Origin of the sequence: Streptococcus sp. 3705 (genome assembly GCF_013277145.1) — a bacterium.
In the GTDB taxonomy this organism is placed as follows: Bacteria; Bacillota; Bacilli; order Lactobacillales; family Streptococcaceae; genus Streptococcus.
In genome coordinates this window covers 1-18,866 of the sequence record NZ_VMMJ01000020.1, presented here as the reverse complement: position 1 = coordinate 18,866, position 18,866 = coordinate 1, and the positions used below count along the sequence as shown (strand labels likewise).

The following is an 18,866-nucleotide window of genomic DNA, read 5'->3' as shown; positions in this document are numbered from 1 at the left end:
ATAATATAAAACAAAGTATGAAAACGCTACGCAATTTTAAGACTTTTCGGTAAATAAATAGTATAATTAAGGTATACTGCCTTTTTTATAGATAATACACTAATATAATAAAAGTCTTTGTAACATCTATAAATTGTATTTCAAGGAGGAATCATGGAAAAATATTTTGGTGAAAAACAAGAGCGTTTTTCATTTAGAAAATTATCAGTAGGACTTGTATCTGCAACGATTTCAAGTTTATTTTTTATGTCTGTATTAGCTAGTTCATCTGTGGATGCTCAAGAAACTTCAGGAGTTCACTATAAATATGTGACAGAGTCAGAGCTATCATCAGAAGAAAAGAAGCAGCTTGTCTATGATATTCCGACATACGTGGAGAATGATGATGAGACTTATTATCTTGTTTATAAGTTAAATTCTCAAAATCAACTGGCGGAATTGCCAAATACTGGAAGCAAGAATGAGGTGCAAGCCTTAGTTGCTGGTGCTAGCTTAGCTGCTCTGGGAATTTTAATTTTTGCTGTTTCCAAGAAAAAAGTTAAGAATAAAACGGTATTACATTTAGTATTGGTTGCAGGAATAGGAAACGGTGTTCTTGTATCGGCTCATGCTTTAGAAAATCATCTTTTGCTAAATTACAATACGGACTATGAATTGACCTCTGGAGAAAAATTACCTCTTCCTAAAGAGATTTCAGGTTACACTTATATTGGATATATCAAAGAGGGGAAAACTACTTCTGATTCTGAAGTAAGTAATCAAAAGAGTTCAGTTGCCACTCCTACAAAACAACAAAAGGTGGATTATAATGTTACACCGAATTTTGTAGAGAATCCATCAACAGTACAAGCTATTCAGGAACAAACACCTGTTTCTTCAACTAAGCCGACAGAAGTTCAAGTAGTGGAAAAACCTCTCTCTACAGAATTAACCGATCCAAGAAAAGAAGAGAAACAATCTTCAAATTCTCAATCACAATTAGCAGAACATAAGAATCTAGAGACGAAGAAAGAGGAGAAGGTTTCTCCAAAAGAAAAGACTGGGGTAAATACATTAAATCCACAGGATGAAGTTTTATCAGGTCAATTGAACAAACCTGAACTCTTATATCGTGATGAAACTATAGAGACAAAAATAGATTTTCAAGAAGAAATTCAAGAAAATCCTGATTTAGCTGAAAGAACTGTAAGAGTCAAACAAGAAGGTAAATTAGGTAAGAAAGTTGAAGTCGTCAGAATATTCTCTGTAAACAAGGAAGAAGTTTCGCGAGAAATTGTTTCAACTTCAACGACTGCGCCTGTTTCAAGAATAGTCGAAAAAGGTACTAAAAAAACTCAAGTTATAAAGGAACAACCTGAGACTGGTGTAGAACATAAGGACGTACAGGCGGGAGCTATTGTTGAACCAGCAGTTCAACCAGCTTTACCAGAAGCTGTAGTAAGTGATAAAGGCGTACCAGAAGTTCAGCCTGAGTTGCCAGAAGCAGTTGTGACTGATAAAGGTGAAGCGGAAGTTCATGAGAAGCCTGACTATACGCAACCAATAGGTGCAAACCTTGTTGAGCCTGAAGTTCATGAGAAACTAGAATACACTGAACCTGTAGGTACAACAGGAGTAGATGAAAATGGAAACTTGATTGAGCCACCTGTTATCGACATTCCAGAGTATACTGAACCAATATCTACAGTTTCAGAAGTTGCATCAGAAAGAGAAGAGTTGCCTTCTTTACATACCGATATCCGGACCGAGACTATTTCTAAAACGACTATAGAAGAATCTGATCCTACCAAATTTATAGGCGATAATTCTGTTAAACAAATTGGTGAGGATGGCGAACGTCAAATTGTTACTAGCTATGAAGAGTTACATGGCAAAAAAATTAGTGAACCAGTTGAAACAGTAACTATCTTGAAAGAAATGAAGCCTGAAATTCTTGTAAAAGGTACAAAAGAAAAGCCTAAAGAAAAAACGGCTCCTGTTTTGACTTTGGAGCGAACAGATACAAATGTATTAGACCGCTCCGCAAATCTTTCTTATCATTTGGTTAATACAGATGGAGTCAAGATCAATAAAATTACTGCGACAATTAAAGATGGAAATGAAATTGTCAAAACAGTAGATTTAACTTCAGAGCAATTAGATAAGCAGGTAGAAGATTTAAAATTCTACAAAGACTATAAGATAGAAACCACTATGACCTATGACCGTGGTAAGGGAGAAGAAACTGCAACATTAGAAGAGAAACCACTTCGCTTGGATTTGAAAAAAGTTGAGTTGAAAGATATTGCAAACACCAGTCTCGTACAAGTAAACGAAAGCGGTGTCGAAAGCGATAGTAATCATTTAACTTCTCTTCCAAGTGATGTTAACAACTATTACTTAAAAGTAACCTCAAGAGAAAACAAAGTGACTCGTTTAGCAATTGATAAGATTGAAGAGGTCATTGAAGAAGGTAAGCAGCTTTACAAGGTAACGGCAAAAGCACCTGACTTAGTTCAACGTGATAAAGACGGTAAGTTAAGAGACATTTACACTTATTATCTTGAAAAACCGAGGGCTACCGAGGATAAGGTTTATTACAATTTCCATGATTTAGCAAAAGATATGCAAGCAAATCCTACCGGTGAGTTTAAACTTGGTGCAGATTTGAATGCAGTTAACGTTAAGCCAGCAGGTAAAGCTTATGTTATGGCTAAGTTTAGAGGTACTTTATCAAGTGTAGAGAACCATCAGTACACGATTCATAACTTAGAAAGACCTTTGTTTAATGAGGCTGAAGGTGCTACACTTAAAAACTTTAACTTAGGTAATGTAGATATCAATATGCCTTTGGCTGATAAAGTTGCACCTATTGGTAATATGTTTAAGAAATCTACCCTTGAGAATATCAAAGTAGTAGGTTCAGTAACAGGAAATAACGATGTAACCGGTGCTGTTAATAAGTTAGACGAAGCTAATATGCGCAATGTAGCTTTTATTGGTAAGATTAACAGTCTTGGAGATAAAGGCTGGTGGTCTGGTGGACTTGTCAGCGAAAGTTGGATAAGTAACGTTGATAAAGCTTACGTTGATGCTAAGATTAGTGCCAATAAATCTAAATATGGTGGTTTAATTGGTAAACTAGATCATGGTATTGACTCGATGACAGTAGGTAAAAAAGGATTTCTCCGAAATGCTGTAATAAAAGGTACTATGAATTTGATTCAGCATGGCGAAAGTGGAGGTGTAATTCATAACAACTTTAACTGGGGTGTTATTGAAGACGTCGTAACAATGCTTAAAGTAAATAATGGTGAAATTGTCTATGGTTCACCAGCCTTGAATGATAATGACCAATATTTTGGATTAGATAATATCAAACGTGTAAATTATGTAAATGGTGTTGCAAGTGGTTTATCTTCCTACAAACATTCAAATCGTATTACTGGTATCTCTCAAGCCGAAGCAGATGCTAAAATCGCTAAGATGAATATCACAGCCAACACCTTTACTATTCAAGATCCTGTCGTAAACAAGTTAAATCGTATCGTTGATAGAGATTCTGAATATAAAGCGATTCAGGACTACCAAGAAACAAGAAACCTAGCTTATCGAAACTTGGAAAAACTGCAACCATTTTATAACAAAGAGTGGATTGTAAACCAAGGGAATAAGTTAACAGATGATTCCAATCTTGTTAAGAAAACTGTTCTGTCTGTAACAGGTATGAAAGCAGGGCAATTTGTCACTGATTTATCGGATATTGATAAGATTATGGTTCACTATTCTGATGGTACAAAAGAAGAGTTAGCTGTAACTGCTAAAACTGACTCTAAAGTAGCTCAAGTAAAAGAGTATGATGTAGCAGGTCAAAACATTGTCTATACTCCAAATATGGTTATGAAGAATCGTAACCAGTTAGCAAGCGGTATTAAAGAGAAGTTAGCTAGTGTTACCTTACTTTCAGATGAAGTTCGTGCTTTGATGGATAAACGTGAGAAGCCTTGGCAAAACACTCCTGAGAAGAAGACTGAGTACATTAAAGGATTGTATTTAGAAGAAAGCTTTGAAGAAGTAAAAGGAAACTTAGAAAAACTTGTTAGTCAGATTTTAGAAAATGAAGATCATCAGTTAAATGGTGGGGAAGTAGTTGAGCGTGCTTTACTCAAGAAAGTAGAAGATAATAAAGCTAAAATCATGATGGGGCTGGCCTACTTAAATCAATATTATGGTTTTAAATACGATGAGTTATCAATTAAAGATATTATGATGTTTAAACCTGATTTTTATGGTAAGAATGTTGATGTTTTAGATTTCTTAATCAAAATTGGTTCAAATGAAAGAAATGTTAAAGGAGATAGAACTTTAGAAGCTTATCGTGAAACTATAGGTGGAACAATCGGAATAAATGAATTAAATGGATTCTTACATTACAATATGAAGCTATTCACTAACCATACAGATATAAATGACTGGTTTAAGAAAGCTATTGAAAAGAACGCGTATGTAGTTGAACAACCATCAACGAACCCTGCATTTGCCAACAAAAAATATCGTCTATACGAAGGAATTAATAATGGGCAGCATGGGCGTATGATTTTACCTCTTCTTAACTTGAAAAATGCACATTTATTTATGATTTCAACGTATAATACTATCTCATTTAGTTCGTTTGAAAAATACAACAAAAATACTGAAGAAGAACGTGAAGCCTTTAAAAAAGAGATTAATCTACGTGCCAAAGAGCAAGTTAATTACTTAGATTTTTGGTCACGTCTTGCTACTGATAATGTCCGCGATAAACTTCTTAAGAGTCAAAATGTAGTTCCAACTCCTGTATGGGATAATCATAACGCTCCAGGTGGCTGGCCTGATAGATTTGGCCATCGAAAAGATAAACCGGATTATGCACCTATTCGTGAATTCTTTGGGCGTATTGATAAGTATCATGCTTATAAACCTGGATATGGAGCCTATGCTTACATCTTTGCTGATCCACAGCCTATGGATGCTGTATATTTTGTTATGTCGAATTTAATAAGTGAATACGGCACATCTGCCTTTACACATGAAACTACCCACGTAAATGACCGAATGGCATATCTGGGAGGCCATAGACATCGACAAGGTACAGACCTTGAAGCATTTGCTCAGGGTATGTTACAAACTCCAGCAGAACACGGACATCAAGGTGAATACGGCGCACTTGGATTAAATATGGCATTTGAACGTCAAAATGATGGTAACCAATGGTACAATTATAATCCTGATAAACTTAAAACTCGTGAAGATATTGATCGCTACATGAAGAACTACAATGAAGCGTTAATGATGTTGGATTATGTTGAAGCAGATGCTGTAATTCCAAAATTAAATGGTGACAATAGCAAGTGGTTCAAGAAAATTGACCGTGAAATACGTCGACCAATGGATAGAAATAAACTAAGTGGTCCTCACCAATGGGACAAAGTGCGTGACTTAAATCAAGAAGAGAGTTCTAAGAAATTATCAAGTATTAACGATTTGGTTGATAATAACTTTATGACCAAACATAATAATCCAGGTAATGGTATATTCCGACCAGAGGACTTTAGGCCTAATTCAGCATATGTTAATGTTCAAATGATGGCTGGTATTTATGGTGGTAATACAAGTAAAGGTGCCCCAGGTTCATTATCATTTAAGCACAATGCCTTCCGTATGTGGGGTTACTATGGATACGAACATGGATTCATTGATTATGTTTCAAGCAAACATCAAGGCGCCGCTAATAACGACAATAAAGGTCTCTTAGGTGATGATTTCATTATTAAGAAAGTTTCTAAGGATAAATTCAATAATCTTGAAGAGTGGAAAAAAGAATGGTTCAAAGAGGTTAAATCAAAAGCAGAAAAAGGATTTGAAACTATTGAAATTGATGGTCGTCAAATTACCAACTATACACAATTGAAGGATATCTTTGTTAAAGCAGTTGAAGAAGATTTGAAGAAACCAGATGACTTCTCTCACACTGTTGCTCTTAAATCTAAGGTATTCAAAGCCCTTCTTAAAAACACAGACGGTTTCTTTAATAAACTGTTTAAAGAAGACATTTAAATGTTTAAAATATAAAGAGGACAGTTTTTTGCTCCCTCTGAAAAGTCACCATTTGATGGCTTTCAAAAAGCACCTCAAAAAGGTATTGCCAAGTTGCAATACCTTTTTTTGAGGCTCTTTTGTCTTGTTCTTGTTTCAGACGATACCACATGATGTACTGTTTTGCTTCATTTTACTATAAAAGGACTTAGTCTTGTGCAGTACAGAACTAAATCCTTTCAATAATTATTTGTGCAACTTTTTGGGGTTAGTAAAGAGAAGCTCGTTTTTGTTCATTCTCTTTCTGCGTCAAGTCTCTTAGTCTTTATTTTCGTATGGCAAGATCAAGTTCAAGATGATTCCTGTCATGGCTGATAGGGCAGTTCCTGAAAGGGTAACTGGACCAAGTTTAAGGATAGCTCCTCCAAGTCCAAGGACCAACATAGCACTTGCGATGATTAGGTTACGCATTTGAGCGAAATCAACACGTTCTTTGATCAAGACTTTCAAACCGTTGCTGGCGATAACTCCATAGAGAAGAATTGACATACCACCAAGTACAGAGTTTGGAATAGTTGAAATCAAGGCAGTGAATTTGCCAAGGAAGCTAAGGGCAATTGCGATGAAGGCAGCGTTACGGATAACTGAGACAGAAGCGATACGAGTCATACCGATAACCCCTGTATTTTCTCCATAAGTTGTATTGGCTGGTCCACCAAGGAAGGCAGAAACAGAAGTTGCGATACCGTCACCAAGAAGAGTACGGTGAAGACCTGGTTCTTTCAAGAATTGACGGCCACAGATTTGACCCAAAACAGTATGGTCGCCGATGTGTTCAGAAATTGTTACGATAGCGATTGGCAAGATGGCAATGGTTTCTGGACCGAAGTAAAGATTGTATTCTTTAAAGGCACCACCTGTGCTAAATGGCAAGTAGAAGCCAGGGATTTCAAACCAGTTAGCTTTTAGAACTGGTGTAAAGTCAACCAATCCAAGAGTTAGTGCGAAGAGGTAACCACCGATAATGGCAAAGAGGAATGGAATGATTCGTAGGAAGCCTTTTCCTTTTGTATTGATAAAGGCAGCAATCAAGAACGTAACAACGGCTACCAGAGCATTTTTCCAATTTCCGTCTGCTACAAGCCCTGCATTGGTAACAGCTGAACCTGCAAGTCCAAGACCGATAACGATGATCATAGGACCGATAATGATTGGTGGCAAGAGTTTATCAATCCATTTTGTTCCTACAAATCGGATGCTGGTAGCAACAAGGACATAGACCAAACCAGTCAAGATAACCCCTGTTTGGGCAGCAGATACATCACCACCCATTTCTTTCATAGCCAGTGACATAGCTGTGATAAAGGCAAATGAAGAACCTAGATAAACTGGAACTTTAAATCCAGTAGCAATCATGTAGATGAGTGTCCCGACACCTGAAGCAAAAAGGGCAACAGATACGGGCATTCCCAAAATCAATGGTACCAAGATGGTCGCACCAAACATGGCGAAAACGTGTTGGAAACTAAGGAGAATTCCTTTTCCAGCCGAAGGACGTTGGTCAACGTCTAGTAACAAATCAACAGTTGATTCTTGTTTCATATAAACCTCACTTTTGGGCATCAAAAAAGAGCCCATTATTTTACAGCAATAGGCCCTCAGAGTAAGACTTCTTTAAAATTTAGATTTTAAAGAGTTTCAAATATTTCTGCGTCTTCGTCACCTCACGGGATGACATTAAAAACCTTTGCTTGTGATAGTATAGCAAAAATTGCAAACTTTGTAAATATTTTTTTACTAAAAAGATTAAAGCGGGCGTTTATTTGGCATGCCAGCCTTACGTGGATATTTATTTGGTGTTTCCTTTTTCTTTTCTACCACTGTGATGTAACGCGGATCTCCATTTGGTAGGGCGTAGCTGAGATTGTCTTCGACCTTACTAAAAAGGAGGTTGAGGGCATTCTTAGCTTCTAATAATTCCTCAGGAGCATTGCTGGCCTTGAGCGCCAATAGTTTTCCGCCAACTTTAAGGTAGGGAATAGTCAATTCAGATAAAACCTGCATGCGGGCAACCGCACGAGCTGTTACAAAATCATATTGAGCACGGAAGTTCTTGTCTTGGGCAAAATCTTCGGCACGTCCATGGTAGAAATGAACACCGTCCAAATCCAGTTCTTGAGCCAAAAGTTGGAGGAAGTTGATGCGCTTATTTAGAGAATCAATGATAGTTACATTTAACTGAGGATAGAGGATTTTCATTGGTAGACTAGGAAATCCTGCCCCAGCTCCAATATCAAGAAGTTTGATAGTTTCATTAGGAATCAAACCTTGAAGGATGGGTGCAATCGAATCGTAAAAATGTTTGAGATAAACTTCATCCTTGTCCGTAATGGCTGTTAAATTAATCTTTTCATTCCACTCGACCAAGAGTTCAAAATAACGTTCAAATTGTTTTTTTTGCTGGTACGAAAGTGGAAGATTTTGCTCGGCAAGCAAGTTGTAAAATGTTTCTGGTTTCATAGTTATTTCCTTCTTTAGTATCATCTTATTTTACCACAATCATAAAAAATTTGATATACTGGTACTAATCTAAAAGCAGAAAGGACTTATATCATGACTTGGATTATTCTTGGAGTTATCGCTCTTATTGTTATTTTTGTGATTGTTAGCTATAACGGTTTGGTTAAGAATCGTATGCAAACAAAGGAGGCTTGGAGCCAGATTGATGTTCAGTTGAAACGTCGAAATGACCTCTTGCCAAACTTGATTGAGACTGTAAAAGGTTATGCTAAATATGAAGGTTCTACCCTCGAAAAGGTGGCAGAACTTCGTAACCAAGTGGCGGCAGCGACTTCACCAGCAGAAGCTATGAAAGCTAGTGATGCCCTTACTCGTCAGGTTTCAGGTATTTTTGCAGTTGCAGAAAGCTATCCAGATTTGAAAGCTAGTACAAACTTTGTTAAATTGCAAGAGGAGTTGACAAACACAGAAAATAAAATTTCTTACTCTCGTCAACTCTACAACAGTGTTGTAAGCAACTACAATGTAAAATTAGAAACTTTCCCAAGCAATATTATCGCTGGAATGTTTGGATTTAAAGCAGCAGATTTCCTTCAAACACCAGAAGAGGAAAAGGCAGTTCCTAAAGTTGATTTTAGCGGTTTAGGTGACTAAGATGTTGTTTGATCAAATTGCAAGCAATAAACGAAAAACCTGGATTTTGTTGCTGGTATTTTTCCTACTCTTAGCTCTTGTTGGCTATGCGGTTGGTTACCTCTTTATGCGTTCTGGGTTTGGTGGTTTGGTTATCGCACTGATTATAGGCTTTATCTATGCCTTGTCCATGATTTTTCAATCGACAGAGATTGTCATGTCTATGAATGGCGCGCGTGAGGTTGATGAGCAAACGGCACCAGACCTCTACCATGTAGTGGAAGATATGGCTATGGTCGCTCAGATTCCTATGCCCCGTGTTTTCATCATTGATGATCCAGCCTTAAATGCCTTTGCGACAGGCTCTAACCCTCAAAACGCAGCGGTTGCTGCGACATCAGGTCTCCTAGCTATCATGAATCGTGAAGAACTAGAAGCTGTTATGGGACATGAAGTCAGTCATATTCGTAATTACGATATCCGCATTTCGACTATTGCTGTTGCCCTTGCTAGTGCTATCACCATGCTTTCTAGTATGGCAGGTCGTATGATGTGGTGGGGTGGAGCAGGTCGCAGACGAAGTGACGATGATCGAGATGGAAATGGATTAGAAATTATTATGCTCGTGGTTTCCCTACTAGCTATTGTGCTGGCCCCTCTTGCTGCAACCTTGGTGCAACTAGCTATTTCTCGCCAGAGGGAATTCCTAGCTGATGCTTCCAGTGTCGAGTTGACCCGCAATCCACAAGGAATGATCAATGCTCTACATAAGTTGGATAATAGTAAACCAATGAGTCGTCCTGTTGATGATGCCAGCAGCGCACTTTATATCAATGATCCCAAGAAAGGGGGAGGGTTCCAAAAACTTTTTTATACCCACCCACCTATCTCAGAACGGATTGAACGTTTGAAACAGATGTAAAATTTGCCTATACAATCCTAAAAAATGAGCATTCTCGTAGTTGGAGATGCTCATTTTCTTATATAGATTAGACTCAGAAATCAATTTGTTAGGATCCAACTTATATTCTTCGAAAATCTCTTCAAACCACGTTAGCTTCACCTTGGAGTAGATATATGTTACTGACTTCGTCAGTTCTATCCACAACCTCAAAAACATGTTTTGAGCTGACTTCGTCAGTTCCATCTACAACCTCAAAGCAGTGCTTTGAGCTGTCTACAGCTAGCTTCCTAGTTTGCTCTTTGATTTTTATAGTCTATTTCGGAAAACTTCGTACATGAGAATGGCCGCAGCAACACTGGCATTGAGACTTTGAACATGTCCATTCATCGGAATGGTAATCATCTCATCAACCTGTTTTTTGATGTTACTAGAGATACCTTTTCCTTCATTTCCGATGATGAGGGCGATTTTCCCTTTTGTATTCCACTTGTGGCACGGAGTACCATTCATATCCGTTCCAAAGGTCCAGAATCCTTCATCCTTGAGTTTGTCCAGAGTTTGGCTCAGATTGGTTACTCGGGCAATTGGAACGTGTTCAATAGCACCTGTGGCCGTTTTGGCAACGACAGGAGTTACTCCGACAGCACGGTGTTTGGGAATGATGACACCTGAAACATTGGTCGCATCAGCGGTTCTTAAGATGGAGCCTAGGTTGTGAGGGTCAGTTAACCCGTCCAGAATCAATAGCAAAGGATTTTCTTCTTGACGCGTTTTGGCAAGAATGTGATCTAGCTCGCTATAGGCAAATTCAGACACTCGTAGAACAAAACCTTGGTGGACAGCACCTTCAGTCATCTCAGAAAGGGATTTTTTTGAAGTCCAAGAAATGGACACCTTCTTTTCTGTAGCCAGTTCTTTGACTTTCTCAACATTCTTACCTCGGAGATCTTCTTGGAGGTAAAGTTTGTTTCCTGTGTTTGCAAGGAGGGCTTCGGTAACGGCGTGGACGCCATAGACAATATCATTTGTTTTCATGCCTCTATTATAACACAAAACCCCGTCTTGCAACGGGATTTTCTTTATTCTAGAATTAGTAAACCATCTTTAACTGCAAATGGGTCTTTTTCATTGATGCGATCGTAAAACATGATTCCGTTAATGTGGTCAATTTCATGCTGAACAACGATGGAATTATATCCTTTAAGTTTGATACGGTGTTTTTCTCCATCTTTGTCAAAGTAATCAACAGTAACGCGGGCATGGCGAACAACATAGCCAGGCACGTTGCGGTCAACAGACAGGCAACCTTCTCCTTCACCAAGAGCAGCGTCTTGAACAGAGTGAGAGACGATTTTTGGATTGTACATAATGGCTTGTAAGTCGTAGGCTTCCTGTGGCGTTTCGCCTTCTTCAACAATATTTGGCACCAAAACAGCGATAATGCGTTTTGAGATATCCAACTGAGGAGCAGCCAGTCCAACCCCACCGCGGAGTCCCATCTGTTCAGCCATGACGGGATCTTGGGAATGTTTAAGGAATTGCATCATCTTTTCGCCTAGGATGATTTCCTGGTCAGACAAGGGAAAAGTGACTTCCTCAGCAACCGCGCGTAGAGTAGGATTCCCCTCGCGGATAATATCGTTCATATCAATTAAGTGAGCAGCTTTTGTAATACGTTCTATAGCAGACATTTTCTCTCCTTTCATTACCTCTACATGATAACACAAAATGACAAGGATTGAAAGTGTTATAGCCTTTAGGATTTATAGAAAATAGATAGGAAGTTCAATTCATACTCAATGAAAATCAAAGAGCAAACTAGGAAGCTAGCCGCAGGTTGCTCAAAAAACTGTTTTGAGGTTGCAGATNNAGTCAGTAACATATATACGGTAAGGCGACGCCGACGTGGTTTGAAGAGATTTTCGAAGAGTATCAATTGTGAAAGAATTACTTATCTATGATATAATAAAAAGAAAAGGCTTGCATAAGAAAGTAGGGAGAATGAAGATGCAAAGAAGACAAGGTAGAAATCAGGGTGGTTTAGCTTTTCGTTTTATGAAGGGCTTGGTAAACTTTTTTAGGAGTTATCGCAGGTGGAGCAATAAAGGATTTGTGGCGATACTCTTGCTAGCAGTTGCTTTATCAATGGGCTTGGTCTTGTTGTTTGAAAGTTTCCAAGGAATCCCTTTAACCAGTCAAAAACGAGATACTATTTCTCAAGAGGGGACTAAGCAAAAGTCTCAGGAGCAGGAAGAGGAAAAAACTGCCAGAATTATGGCCAACGGAGATTTGCTCTACCACGATGGACTTTTCTTTTCAGCTAAAAAAGGAGACGGTACCTATGACTTTCATGAGAATTTTGAGTATGTTACTCCTTGGCTTAAGCAAGCAGACTTAGCTATTGGTGATTTTGAAGGAACCATCAATAAGGATCATTATTTAGCAGGTTATCCTCTCTTTAATGCTCCTGCTGAAGTTATGGATGCCATTAAGGATGCAGGTTATCATGTGCTGGATTTAGCTCATAATCATATTTTGGATTCGCAAATTGAGGGAGTTATTTCAACGGCCGATATTATTGAGAAAGCTGGAATCACTCCAATCGGAGTTTATACGCATGAACCACGTGATCAGGCTCCGCTGGTCATTAAGGAAGTGAATGGTATCAAGGTTGCTCTTTTGGCCTATTCCTATGGTTTCAATGGAATTGAGCAGTATATTTCTCAGGAAGACTATAATCGTTATCTTTCAGATTTAAACGAAGATAAGATGAAGGATGAAATTGAACGGGCAGAGAAGGAAGCAGATATCACCATTATCATGCCTCAGATGGGTGTTGAGTATCGATTGGAACCAACTGAGGAACAAAAAGCTCTTTATCACAAGATGATTGATTGGGGAGCGGATATTATCTTTGGAGGTCATCCACACGTAGTTGAGCCATCTGAAACGGTTGAAAAAGATGGAGAAAAGAAACTCATTATCTATTCAATGGGGAACTTCATTTCCAATCAACGAATTGAATCTATGGGAGATGAAGAAAATGCTAAGTGGACTGAACGTGGCGTTCTCATGGACGTGACCATTAAGAAGAAGGATGGAAAAACAACTATCGGAACAGCTAAAGCTCATCCTACTTGGGTCAATAGAACACCAAAGGGAACCTTTTCACCAGAAGGCTATCCTTTATATCATTATCAAACCTATATCTTGGAAGATTTCATAGAGGGTGGCAGTCATCGTGACCAGTTAGATGAAGCGACTAAGGAACGAATTGATACAGCCTATAAAGAAATGAACGAACATGTGGGATTGAAGTGGGATTAGCTTGAATCCAGAGGGAAGTAAATGACGATTAAAGTAATTGCGACAGATATGGATGGGACCTTGCTGGATGCTAGAGGCCAGCTGGATCTCCCACGATTGGAAAAGATTTTAGATCAGTTGGATCAAAAGGGTATTCGTTTTGTCATCGCGACGGGCAATGAAATTCACCGCATGAGGCAACTACTGGAGCACTTGGTCGATAGAGTGGTTCTGGTTGTTGCCAACGGTGCTCGTATTTTTGAAAACAATGAACCGATTCAGGCTCAGACTTGGGATGATGCCATTGTCGATAAGGCTTTGGCTCATTTCAAGGATCGAGCGTGTCAGGACCAGTTTGTTGTGACGGGCATGAAGGGTGGTTTCGTCAAAGAAGGTACGATTTTTACAGATCTTGAAAGTTTTATGACTCCAGAAATGATTGAAAAATTCTACCAACGGATGCAGTTTGTGGATGAATTAACCTCTGACCTCTTTGGTGGTGTGCTCAAGATGAGTATGGTTGTTGGTGAGGAACGTTTGAATTCGGTCTTGGAAGAAATCAATGACCTCTTTGATGGCCGTGTTCGGGCTGTATCCAGTGGCTATGGTTGCATTGATATCCTCCAAGCTGGAATTCATAAAGCATGGGGCTTGGAAGAATTACTCAAGCGCTGGGACTTGACCTCCCAACAAATCATGGCTTTTGGCGATAGTGAAAATGATGTTGAAATGCTTGAAATGGCTGGAATTGCCTATGCGATGGAAAATGCTGATGATAAGGCCAAAGCTGTTGCGACGGCTCTAGCGCCAGCCAATAGCCAAGGAGGAGTTTATCAAGTCTTGGAAAACTGGTTAGAAAAAGGAGAATGAAGTGGCAGTACAGTTATTAGAAAATTGGTTACTAAAGGAACAAGAAAAAATCCAAAACAAGTATCGTCACTTAAATCAGGTTTCTGTTGTAGAGCCAGACATTCTTTTTATTGGGGATTCCATTGTCGAGTATTATCCTCTACAGGAGCTATTTGGGACTGCAAAGACAATTATCAATCGAGGCATTCGTGGCTATCAGACAGGGCTGTTACTTGAGAACCTCGATGCGCATCTGTACGGTGGAGCAGTAGATAAAATTGTCCTTTTAATTGGGACAAATGATATCGGAAAAGATGTGCCTGTGAATGAGACTCTCAATAATCTCGAAGCTATCATACAGTCTATTGCTCGTGATTATCCATTGACAGAGATAAAATTGCTTTCTATTTTGCCAGTCAATGAGGGAGAGGAGTACAAGCAGACAGTCTATATCCGCTCGAATGAAAAAATTCAGAACTGGAATCAAGCCTATCAAGAACTTGCTTCTGCCTATATGCAGGTGGAATTTGTGCCAGTTTTTGATAGTTTGATAGACCAAGAAGGTCAACTAAAAAAAGAATATACAACTGATGGATTGCACCTTAGTGTCACTGGTTATCAGATTTTGACAATATCTTTGAAAGACTATCTTTTGTAGTTAATTAATTTCTTTTTTGCATTTTTGAGTTAGATAAGGTATAATGGTTTTATTGTCTTTTGGGGTCGTTACGGATTCGACAGGCATTATGAGGCATATTTTGCGACTCGTGTGGCGACGTAAACGCTCAGTTAAATATAACTGCAAAAAATAACACTTCTTACGCTCTAGCTGCCTAAAAACCAGCAGGCGTGACCCGATTTGGATTGCTCGTGTTCAATGACAGGTCTTATTATTAGCGAGATACGATCAAGTCTTGTCTAGCGGCTTGATAAGAGATTGATAGACTCGCAGTTTCTAGGCTTGAGTTATGTGTCGAGGGACTGTTAAAATAATACATAACCTATGGTTGTAGACAAATATGTTGGCAGGTGTTTGGACGTGGGTTCGACTCCCACCGGCTCCATTATTCCTTTGCATTCTTTTGCATTCCTTGGTAAAACGTTGTTAAATCAACGTTTTTTATTTTTGTCTTTGGTATTCCTTGGTATTCTTTTGCGAAAAAGGGAGTCACAAACAGAGCCTAAAACAGACCCTATTTTTACAAAAGGGACACAAAAGGGACACAAAAAGGATACAACATTTTTGTCGTATCCTAAAAATCTATGTGCTTCATAAAGCGTTCTTCGGCTTCATTATGCGTTTTTGTGATTGTTAGCTGATTTTTTACAATCCTGCGAAATCTTTGATTTCTTGTGCTGACATTGAAGAGTCGCAACGGACGTTGATTTGTCCATCTGCAACGTGAACAAAGCCTGGTACAGTTGGGATTCCATAGCGTGAGCGGAATGCTTGTAACTCATTGAGTTGGCTTGGTTCTTCACTGTTGATGAAGTAGATGTGAGCTTTGGTTTCAGCTACGACACCTGCCAAGGTACCAGCAAATTTACGGCAGTAAGGGCAAGTTTTGCGACCGATAAAGAAGGTTGCAGTTTCTTTTTTATCAAGAGCTTCTTGCGCACGCGCAACTGTAGTGACTTCAAGGTCTTTGATATTATCTAAAAATTGTTCCATGAGATTACCTCGCTTTCATTGATATGTCTAGTATGCCATAAAGTTTCTAAAATTGCTTAGATTTGATACGAAAAAAAGATGAGATTGGTTGGTCTCATCTTTTATAGGATTTTATTTTACAAAAGCATTGATTTCTGCTTCGATGTTAGCAATTTTAGCTTGTGATTCTTCGTTTGTTTCCCCTACAACTGCAATGTAGAACTTGATTTTTGGTTCTGTACCTGAAGGGCGAACAGCAATCCATGAACCGTCAGCAAGTGTGTATTTCAACACATCACTTGGAGGAGTTGTCAAGTTTGTAACAGTTCCGTCAGCAGCAGTAGCTGTTTGAGCTTTGAAGTCTTCTACGACAGTGATAGCTGTTGTATTCCATTCTTTTGGAGCATTGTTACGGAATTTAGCCATAATTGCTTTGATTTGTTCGGCACCATCGACACCAGAAAGGGTAACAGAGATAGTCTTTTCTGCGTAGTAGCCGTACTCTTTGTAGATTTCTTCGATACCGTCAGCAAGTGTCAAACCACGTGAACGGTAGTAGGCAGCAAGTTCAGCAACGACAAGAACGGCTTGGATAGCATCTTTATCACGTACGAATGGTTTGATCAAGTAACCGAAGCTTTCTTCAAATCCCATCATGTAAGTGTGGTTGTGTTTTTCTTCGAATTCTTGGATTTTTTCAGCGATAAATTTGAAACCAGTCAAGACGTTGAACATAGTTGCGCCGTAGCTTTCAGCAATTTTCGTTACCAAGTCAGTTGATACGATAGATTTGCAGAGGGCTGCATTTTCAGGAAGAGTTCCAGCGTTTTTGTGGGCTTCCAAGATGTATTTAGCCATGATAGCACCGATTTGGTTACCTGAAAGGTTGAGGTAGCTACCATCTTTTTGAAGAACTTCAACACCGACACGGTCAGCATCAGGGTCAGTTGCGACAAGAACATCTGCACCAACTTGACGACCAAGTTCTTCAGCAAGTGCAAAGGCTGCTTGACTTTCTGGGTTTGGAGATTTTACAGTTGAGAAGTCTGGGTCAGCAGTTGCTTGCGCTTCAACGACTTGAACTGAGTCAAATCCTGCTTGGGCAAGGGCACGACGAGCCAACATTTCACCAGTACCATGAAGTGGTGTGTAGACAATCTTCATGTCTTTACCAAATTCTTCAATCAAAGCTGGGTTGATGTTTACGTCCTTAACCTCTTTAAGGTATTCTACGTCAACAGCTTCGCCGATAACTTCAATCAAGCCAGAAGCTTTTTCAGCTTCCACATCAGCAACTTCAACAGCAAATGGGTTTTCGATTGCACGGATATAAGTAGTCAAAGCGTCCGCATCGTGTGGAGGCATTTGTCCACCGTCTTCACCGTAAACCTTGTAACCGTTAAATGGAGCAGGGTTGTGGCTGGCTGTGACCATGATACCCGCGAAACAGTTGAGGTGACGAACCGCAAATGAGAGTTCTGGAGTTGGACGAAGGCTTTCAAATACATAAGATTTGATACCGTGTTTAGCAAGAACTGCAGCAGATTCAAAGGCAAACTCAGGTGAGAAGTGACGGCTATCGTAGGCAATTGCGACACCACGTTCTTTTTCGTTTCCACCTTTTGACTCAATCAAACGAGCCAATCCTTCAGTAGCTTGGCGAACAACGTAGATGTTGATGCGGTTTGTACCAGCACCAATCAAGCCACGCATCCCTGCAGTACCAAATTCAAGATTTGTATAGAAGGCATCTTCCTTAGTTTTTTCGTCCATATTTTCCAAATCTTGACGAAGATAGTCAGGAAGCTCCGCAAAATCAACCCATTTCTGGTAATTTTCTTGGTAAGACATTAAAATTCTCCTTTATTTTTAAAACATTTAATCAGTTTGATTATATCATTTTTTTTAGTTTTAGTAAAACCTTATCTGCTTCGAAAATCTTTTCAAACCAGGTCGGATTGAATTTGGGGTTTATATGATGTTGAGGCTAGGGAAAATTCAATCTCAGTAAAAAAAGTAAGTCTTCTCATAATAAAACATTGATACCAAACGTTTTATTATGAGAAGACTTTTACCCAGTATCTTTTATTGGTGATAATCTCTCAATAGCGCCTCAAACTCAGCGACAGTCATTCCCAATTGCTGACTTGCAACCTCAGCGGTTAAAAGATGCTGGCGAACGAGATTTACTAATCCTTTTTTCAGTCCTTTCTCCTCAGCTTGTTCCAAGGCATAGTCATGCGCTAACAAGGCTTGTTCTTCTCGCCTGCGTTGTTCACTAAACATCTTCCTGTCCTCCTCGGACCAGCTTTTGTAGTCCAGTAGTTGATCTGCCTGGCTGATGGCTCGCTCGGGTTCTTGAGTAAAGGGTTTATTCCCGAAAAACTCCAACCACGGTTTGCGAACCTTGTCTTTGCTGGTTTCTCTGTATTTTTTTAGTTCCAAGAATGCCATCTTGACTAGATGGTTTTCTTGTCCATTAGTTGTGATGGTTAAGACTTCACCTGTCGTGTCCTCGCGCATACTAAAGCTATGAAAAGCCAAATCATCTGAGAAGTAATTACTATCTACGATAGCAATAGCATATACTGGTGCGATGTGTTTATAACTCTGATGTGTATCACCTTCTCGTTGGCGAATTTTTTCTAGGTTTTGATTGACCTGACTGCACAAATAAGCCCACAGGCGATTGATGAAAAAATTCTGATGATGGACTTGTATTTCGATAATAACCTGTGTCCCATTGTCCAACTCCGCTAAGACGTCTATACTGGTATAGAAGTCCTGTGCCGAGTAGGGCAGGGAAGGTAAGACATGAATATTGCTCCCCTCCAAAATGGTTACATTTTTGGCTGGTAAATCCAGCATATCGCGAATAAATTGACAAGTGATCTCTGGATTGCTAAAGATTTTCTTAGCAACCAAGTCGTTGGTTGGGCTAATGCCCGG

The 18,866-nt window shown here is 39.2% G+C and carries 13 protein-coding genes and 1 other RNA gene; 7 read left to right on the top strand and 7 right to left on the bottom strand.

The annotated features are described in order from the left end of the window. Nucleotides 1-153: 153 nt before the first annotated feature. Nucleotides 154-6,075 carry an SIALI-17 repeat-containing surface protein gene (locus tag HT714_RS06810; RefSeq protein ID WP_173251701.1) on the top strand — a complete coding sequence of 1,974 codons (5,922 nt, stop codon included), beginning with the start codon at nt 154-156 and terminating at the stop codon, nt 6,073-6,075. 297 nt (nt 6,076-6,372) lie between these two features. Here the strand turns inward: HT714_RS06810 and HT714_RS06805 are convergent, their stop codons facing one another. After that, complete coding sequence (locus tag HT714_RS06805; RefSeq protein WP_054381824.1) at nt 6,373-7,656, bottom strand: solute carrier family 23 protein; 1,284 nt, start codon at nt 7,654-7,656, stop codon at nt 6,373-6,375. Between the two features lie 204 nt (nt 7,657-7,860). Further along, nucleotides 7,861-8,574 carry a 16S rRNA (guanine(527)-N(7))-methyltransferase RsmG gene (rsmG, locus tag HT714_RS06800; RefSeq protein WP_173225924.1) on the bottom strand — a complete coding sequence of 238 codons (714 nt, stop codon included), beginning with the start codon at nt 8,572-8,574 and terminating at the stop codon, nt 7,861-7,863. A 93-nt stretch (nt 8,575-8,667) separates the two neighbouring features. Here rsmG and HT714_RS06795 point away from each other — a divergent pair, with 93 nt between their 5' ends. Together HT714_RS06795 and htpX are read left to right on the top strand one after the other, a co-directional pair. Beyond that, the gene (locus HT714_RS06795; RefSeq protein ID WP_173225926.1) at nt 8,668-9,228 is read left to right on the top strand and encodes a LemA family protein; all 561 of its coding nucleotides are present in this window, start codon (nt 8,668-8,670) and stop codon (nt 9,226-9,228) included. Nucleotide 9,229: 1 nt separating this feature from the next. Further along, nucleotides 9,230-10,129, top strand: a complete 900-nt coding sequence (gene htpX, locus HT714_RS06790) for a zinc metalloprotease HtpX (protein WP_173225928.1) — start codon at nt 9,230-9,232, stop codon at nt 10,127-10,129. Nucleotides 10,130-10,417: 288 nt separating this feature from the next. Here the strand turns inward: htpX and rlmB are convergent, their stop codons facing one another. Then, nucleotides 10,418-11,146 (bottom strand): 23S rRNA (guanosine(2251)-2'-O)-methyltransferase RlmB, encoded by a 729-nt coding sequence (gene rlmB / locus HT714_RS06785; RefSeq protein WP_000855742.1) that lies wholly within the window; start codon nt 11,144-11,146, stop codon nt 10,418-10,420. A gap of 44 nt (nt 11,147-11,190) precedes the next feature. After that, entirely contained in the window at nt 11,191-11,802 is a 612-nt protein-coding gene (def, locus tag HT714_RS06780; protein WP_173225930.1) for a peptide deformylase, read from the bottom strand. A 316-nt stretch (nt 11,803-12,118) separates the two neighbouring features. Here def and HT714_RS06775 point away from each other — a divergent pair, with 316 nt between their 5' ends. The 4 genes from HT714_RS06775 (at nt 12,119) to ssrA (ending at nt 15,333) form a co-directional block, all read left to right on the top strand. Then, nucleotides 12,119-13,438 (top strand): CapA family protein, encoded by a 1,320-nt coding sequence (locus HT714_RS06775; protein ID WP_173225931.1) that lies wholly within the window; start codon nt 12,119-12,121, stop codon nt 13,436-13,438. Nucleotides 13,439-13,459: 21 nt separating this feature from the next. After that, on the top strand, nt 13,460-14,287 hold the full coding sequence (locus HT714_RS06770) for an HAD family hydrolase (RefSeq protein WP_173225933.1): 828 nt from the start codon (nt 13,460-13,462) through the stop codon (nt 14,285-14,287). A 1-nt stretch (nt 14,288) separates the two neighbouring features. Further along, on the top strand, nt 14,289-14,924 hold the full coding sequence (locus HT714_RS06765) for a GDSL-type esterase/lipase family protein (RefSeq protein ID WP_173225935.1): 636 nt from the start codon (nt 14,289-14,291) through the stop codon (nt 14,922-14,924). 61 nt (nt 14,925-14,985) lie between these two features. Beyond that, nucleotides 14,986-15,333, top strand: a transfer-messenger RNA (tmRNA) gene (ssrA, locus tag HT714_RS06760). A 257-nt stretch (nt 15,334-15,590) separates the two neighbouring features. Here the strand turns inward: ssrA and HT714_RS06755 are convergent. The 3 genes from HT714_RS06755 to HT714_RS06745 form a co-directional block, all read right to left on the bottom strand. After that, nucleotides 15,591-15,938, bottom strand: coding sequence for a thioredoxin (locus tag HT714_RS06755; protein ID WP_138702464.1), 348 nt, complete (start codon nt 15,936-15,938; stop codon nt 15,591-15,593). 111 nt (nt 15,939-16,049) lie between these two features. After that, a complete protein-coding gene (locus HT714_RS06750) occupies nt 16,050-17,768 on the bottom strand; it encodes a phospho-sugar mutase (protein WP_004254235.1) in 1,719 nt (572 codons plus the stop codon). A 234-nt stretch (nt 17,769-18,002) separates the two neighbouring features. After that, a partial coding sequence (locus tag HT714_RS06745) for an Rpn family recombination-promoting nuclease/putative transposase (protein ID WP_240148109.1) occupies nt 18,003-18,866 on the bottom strand: 864 nt, incomplete at its 5' end.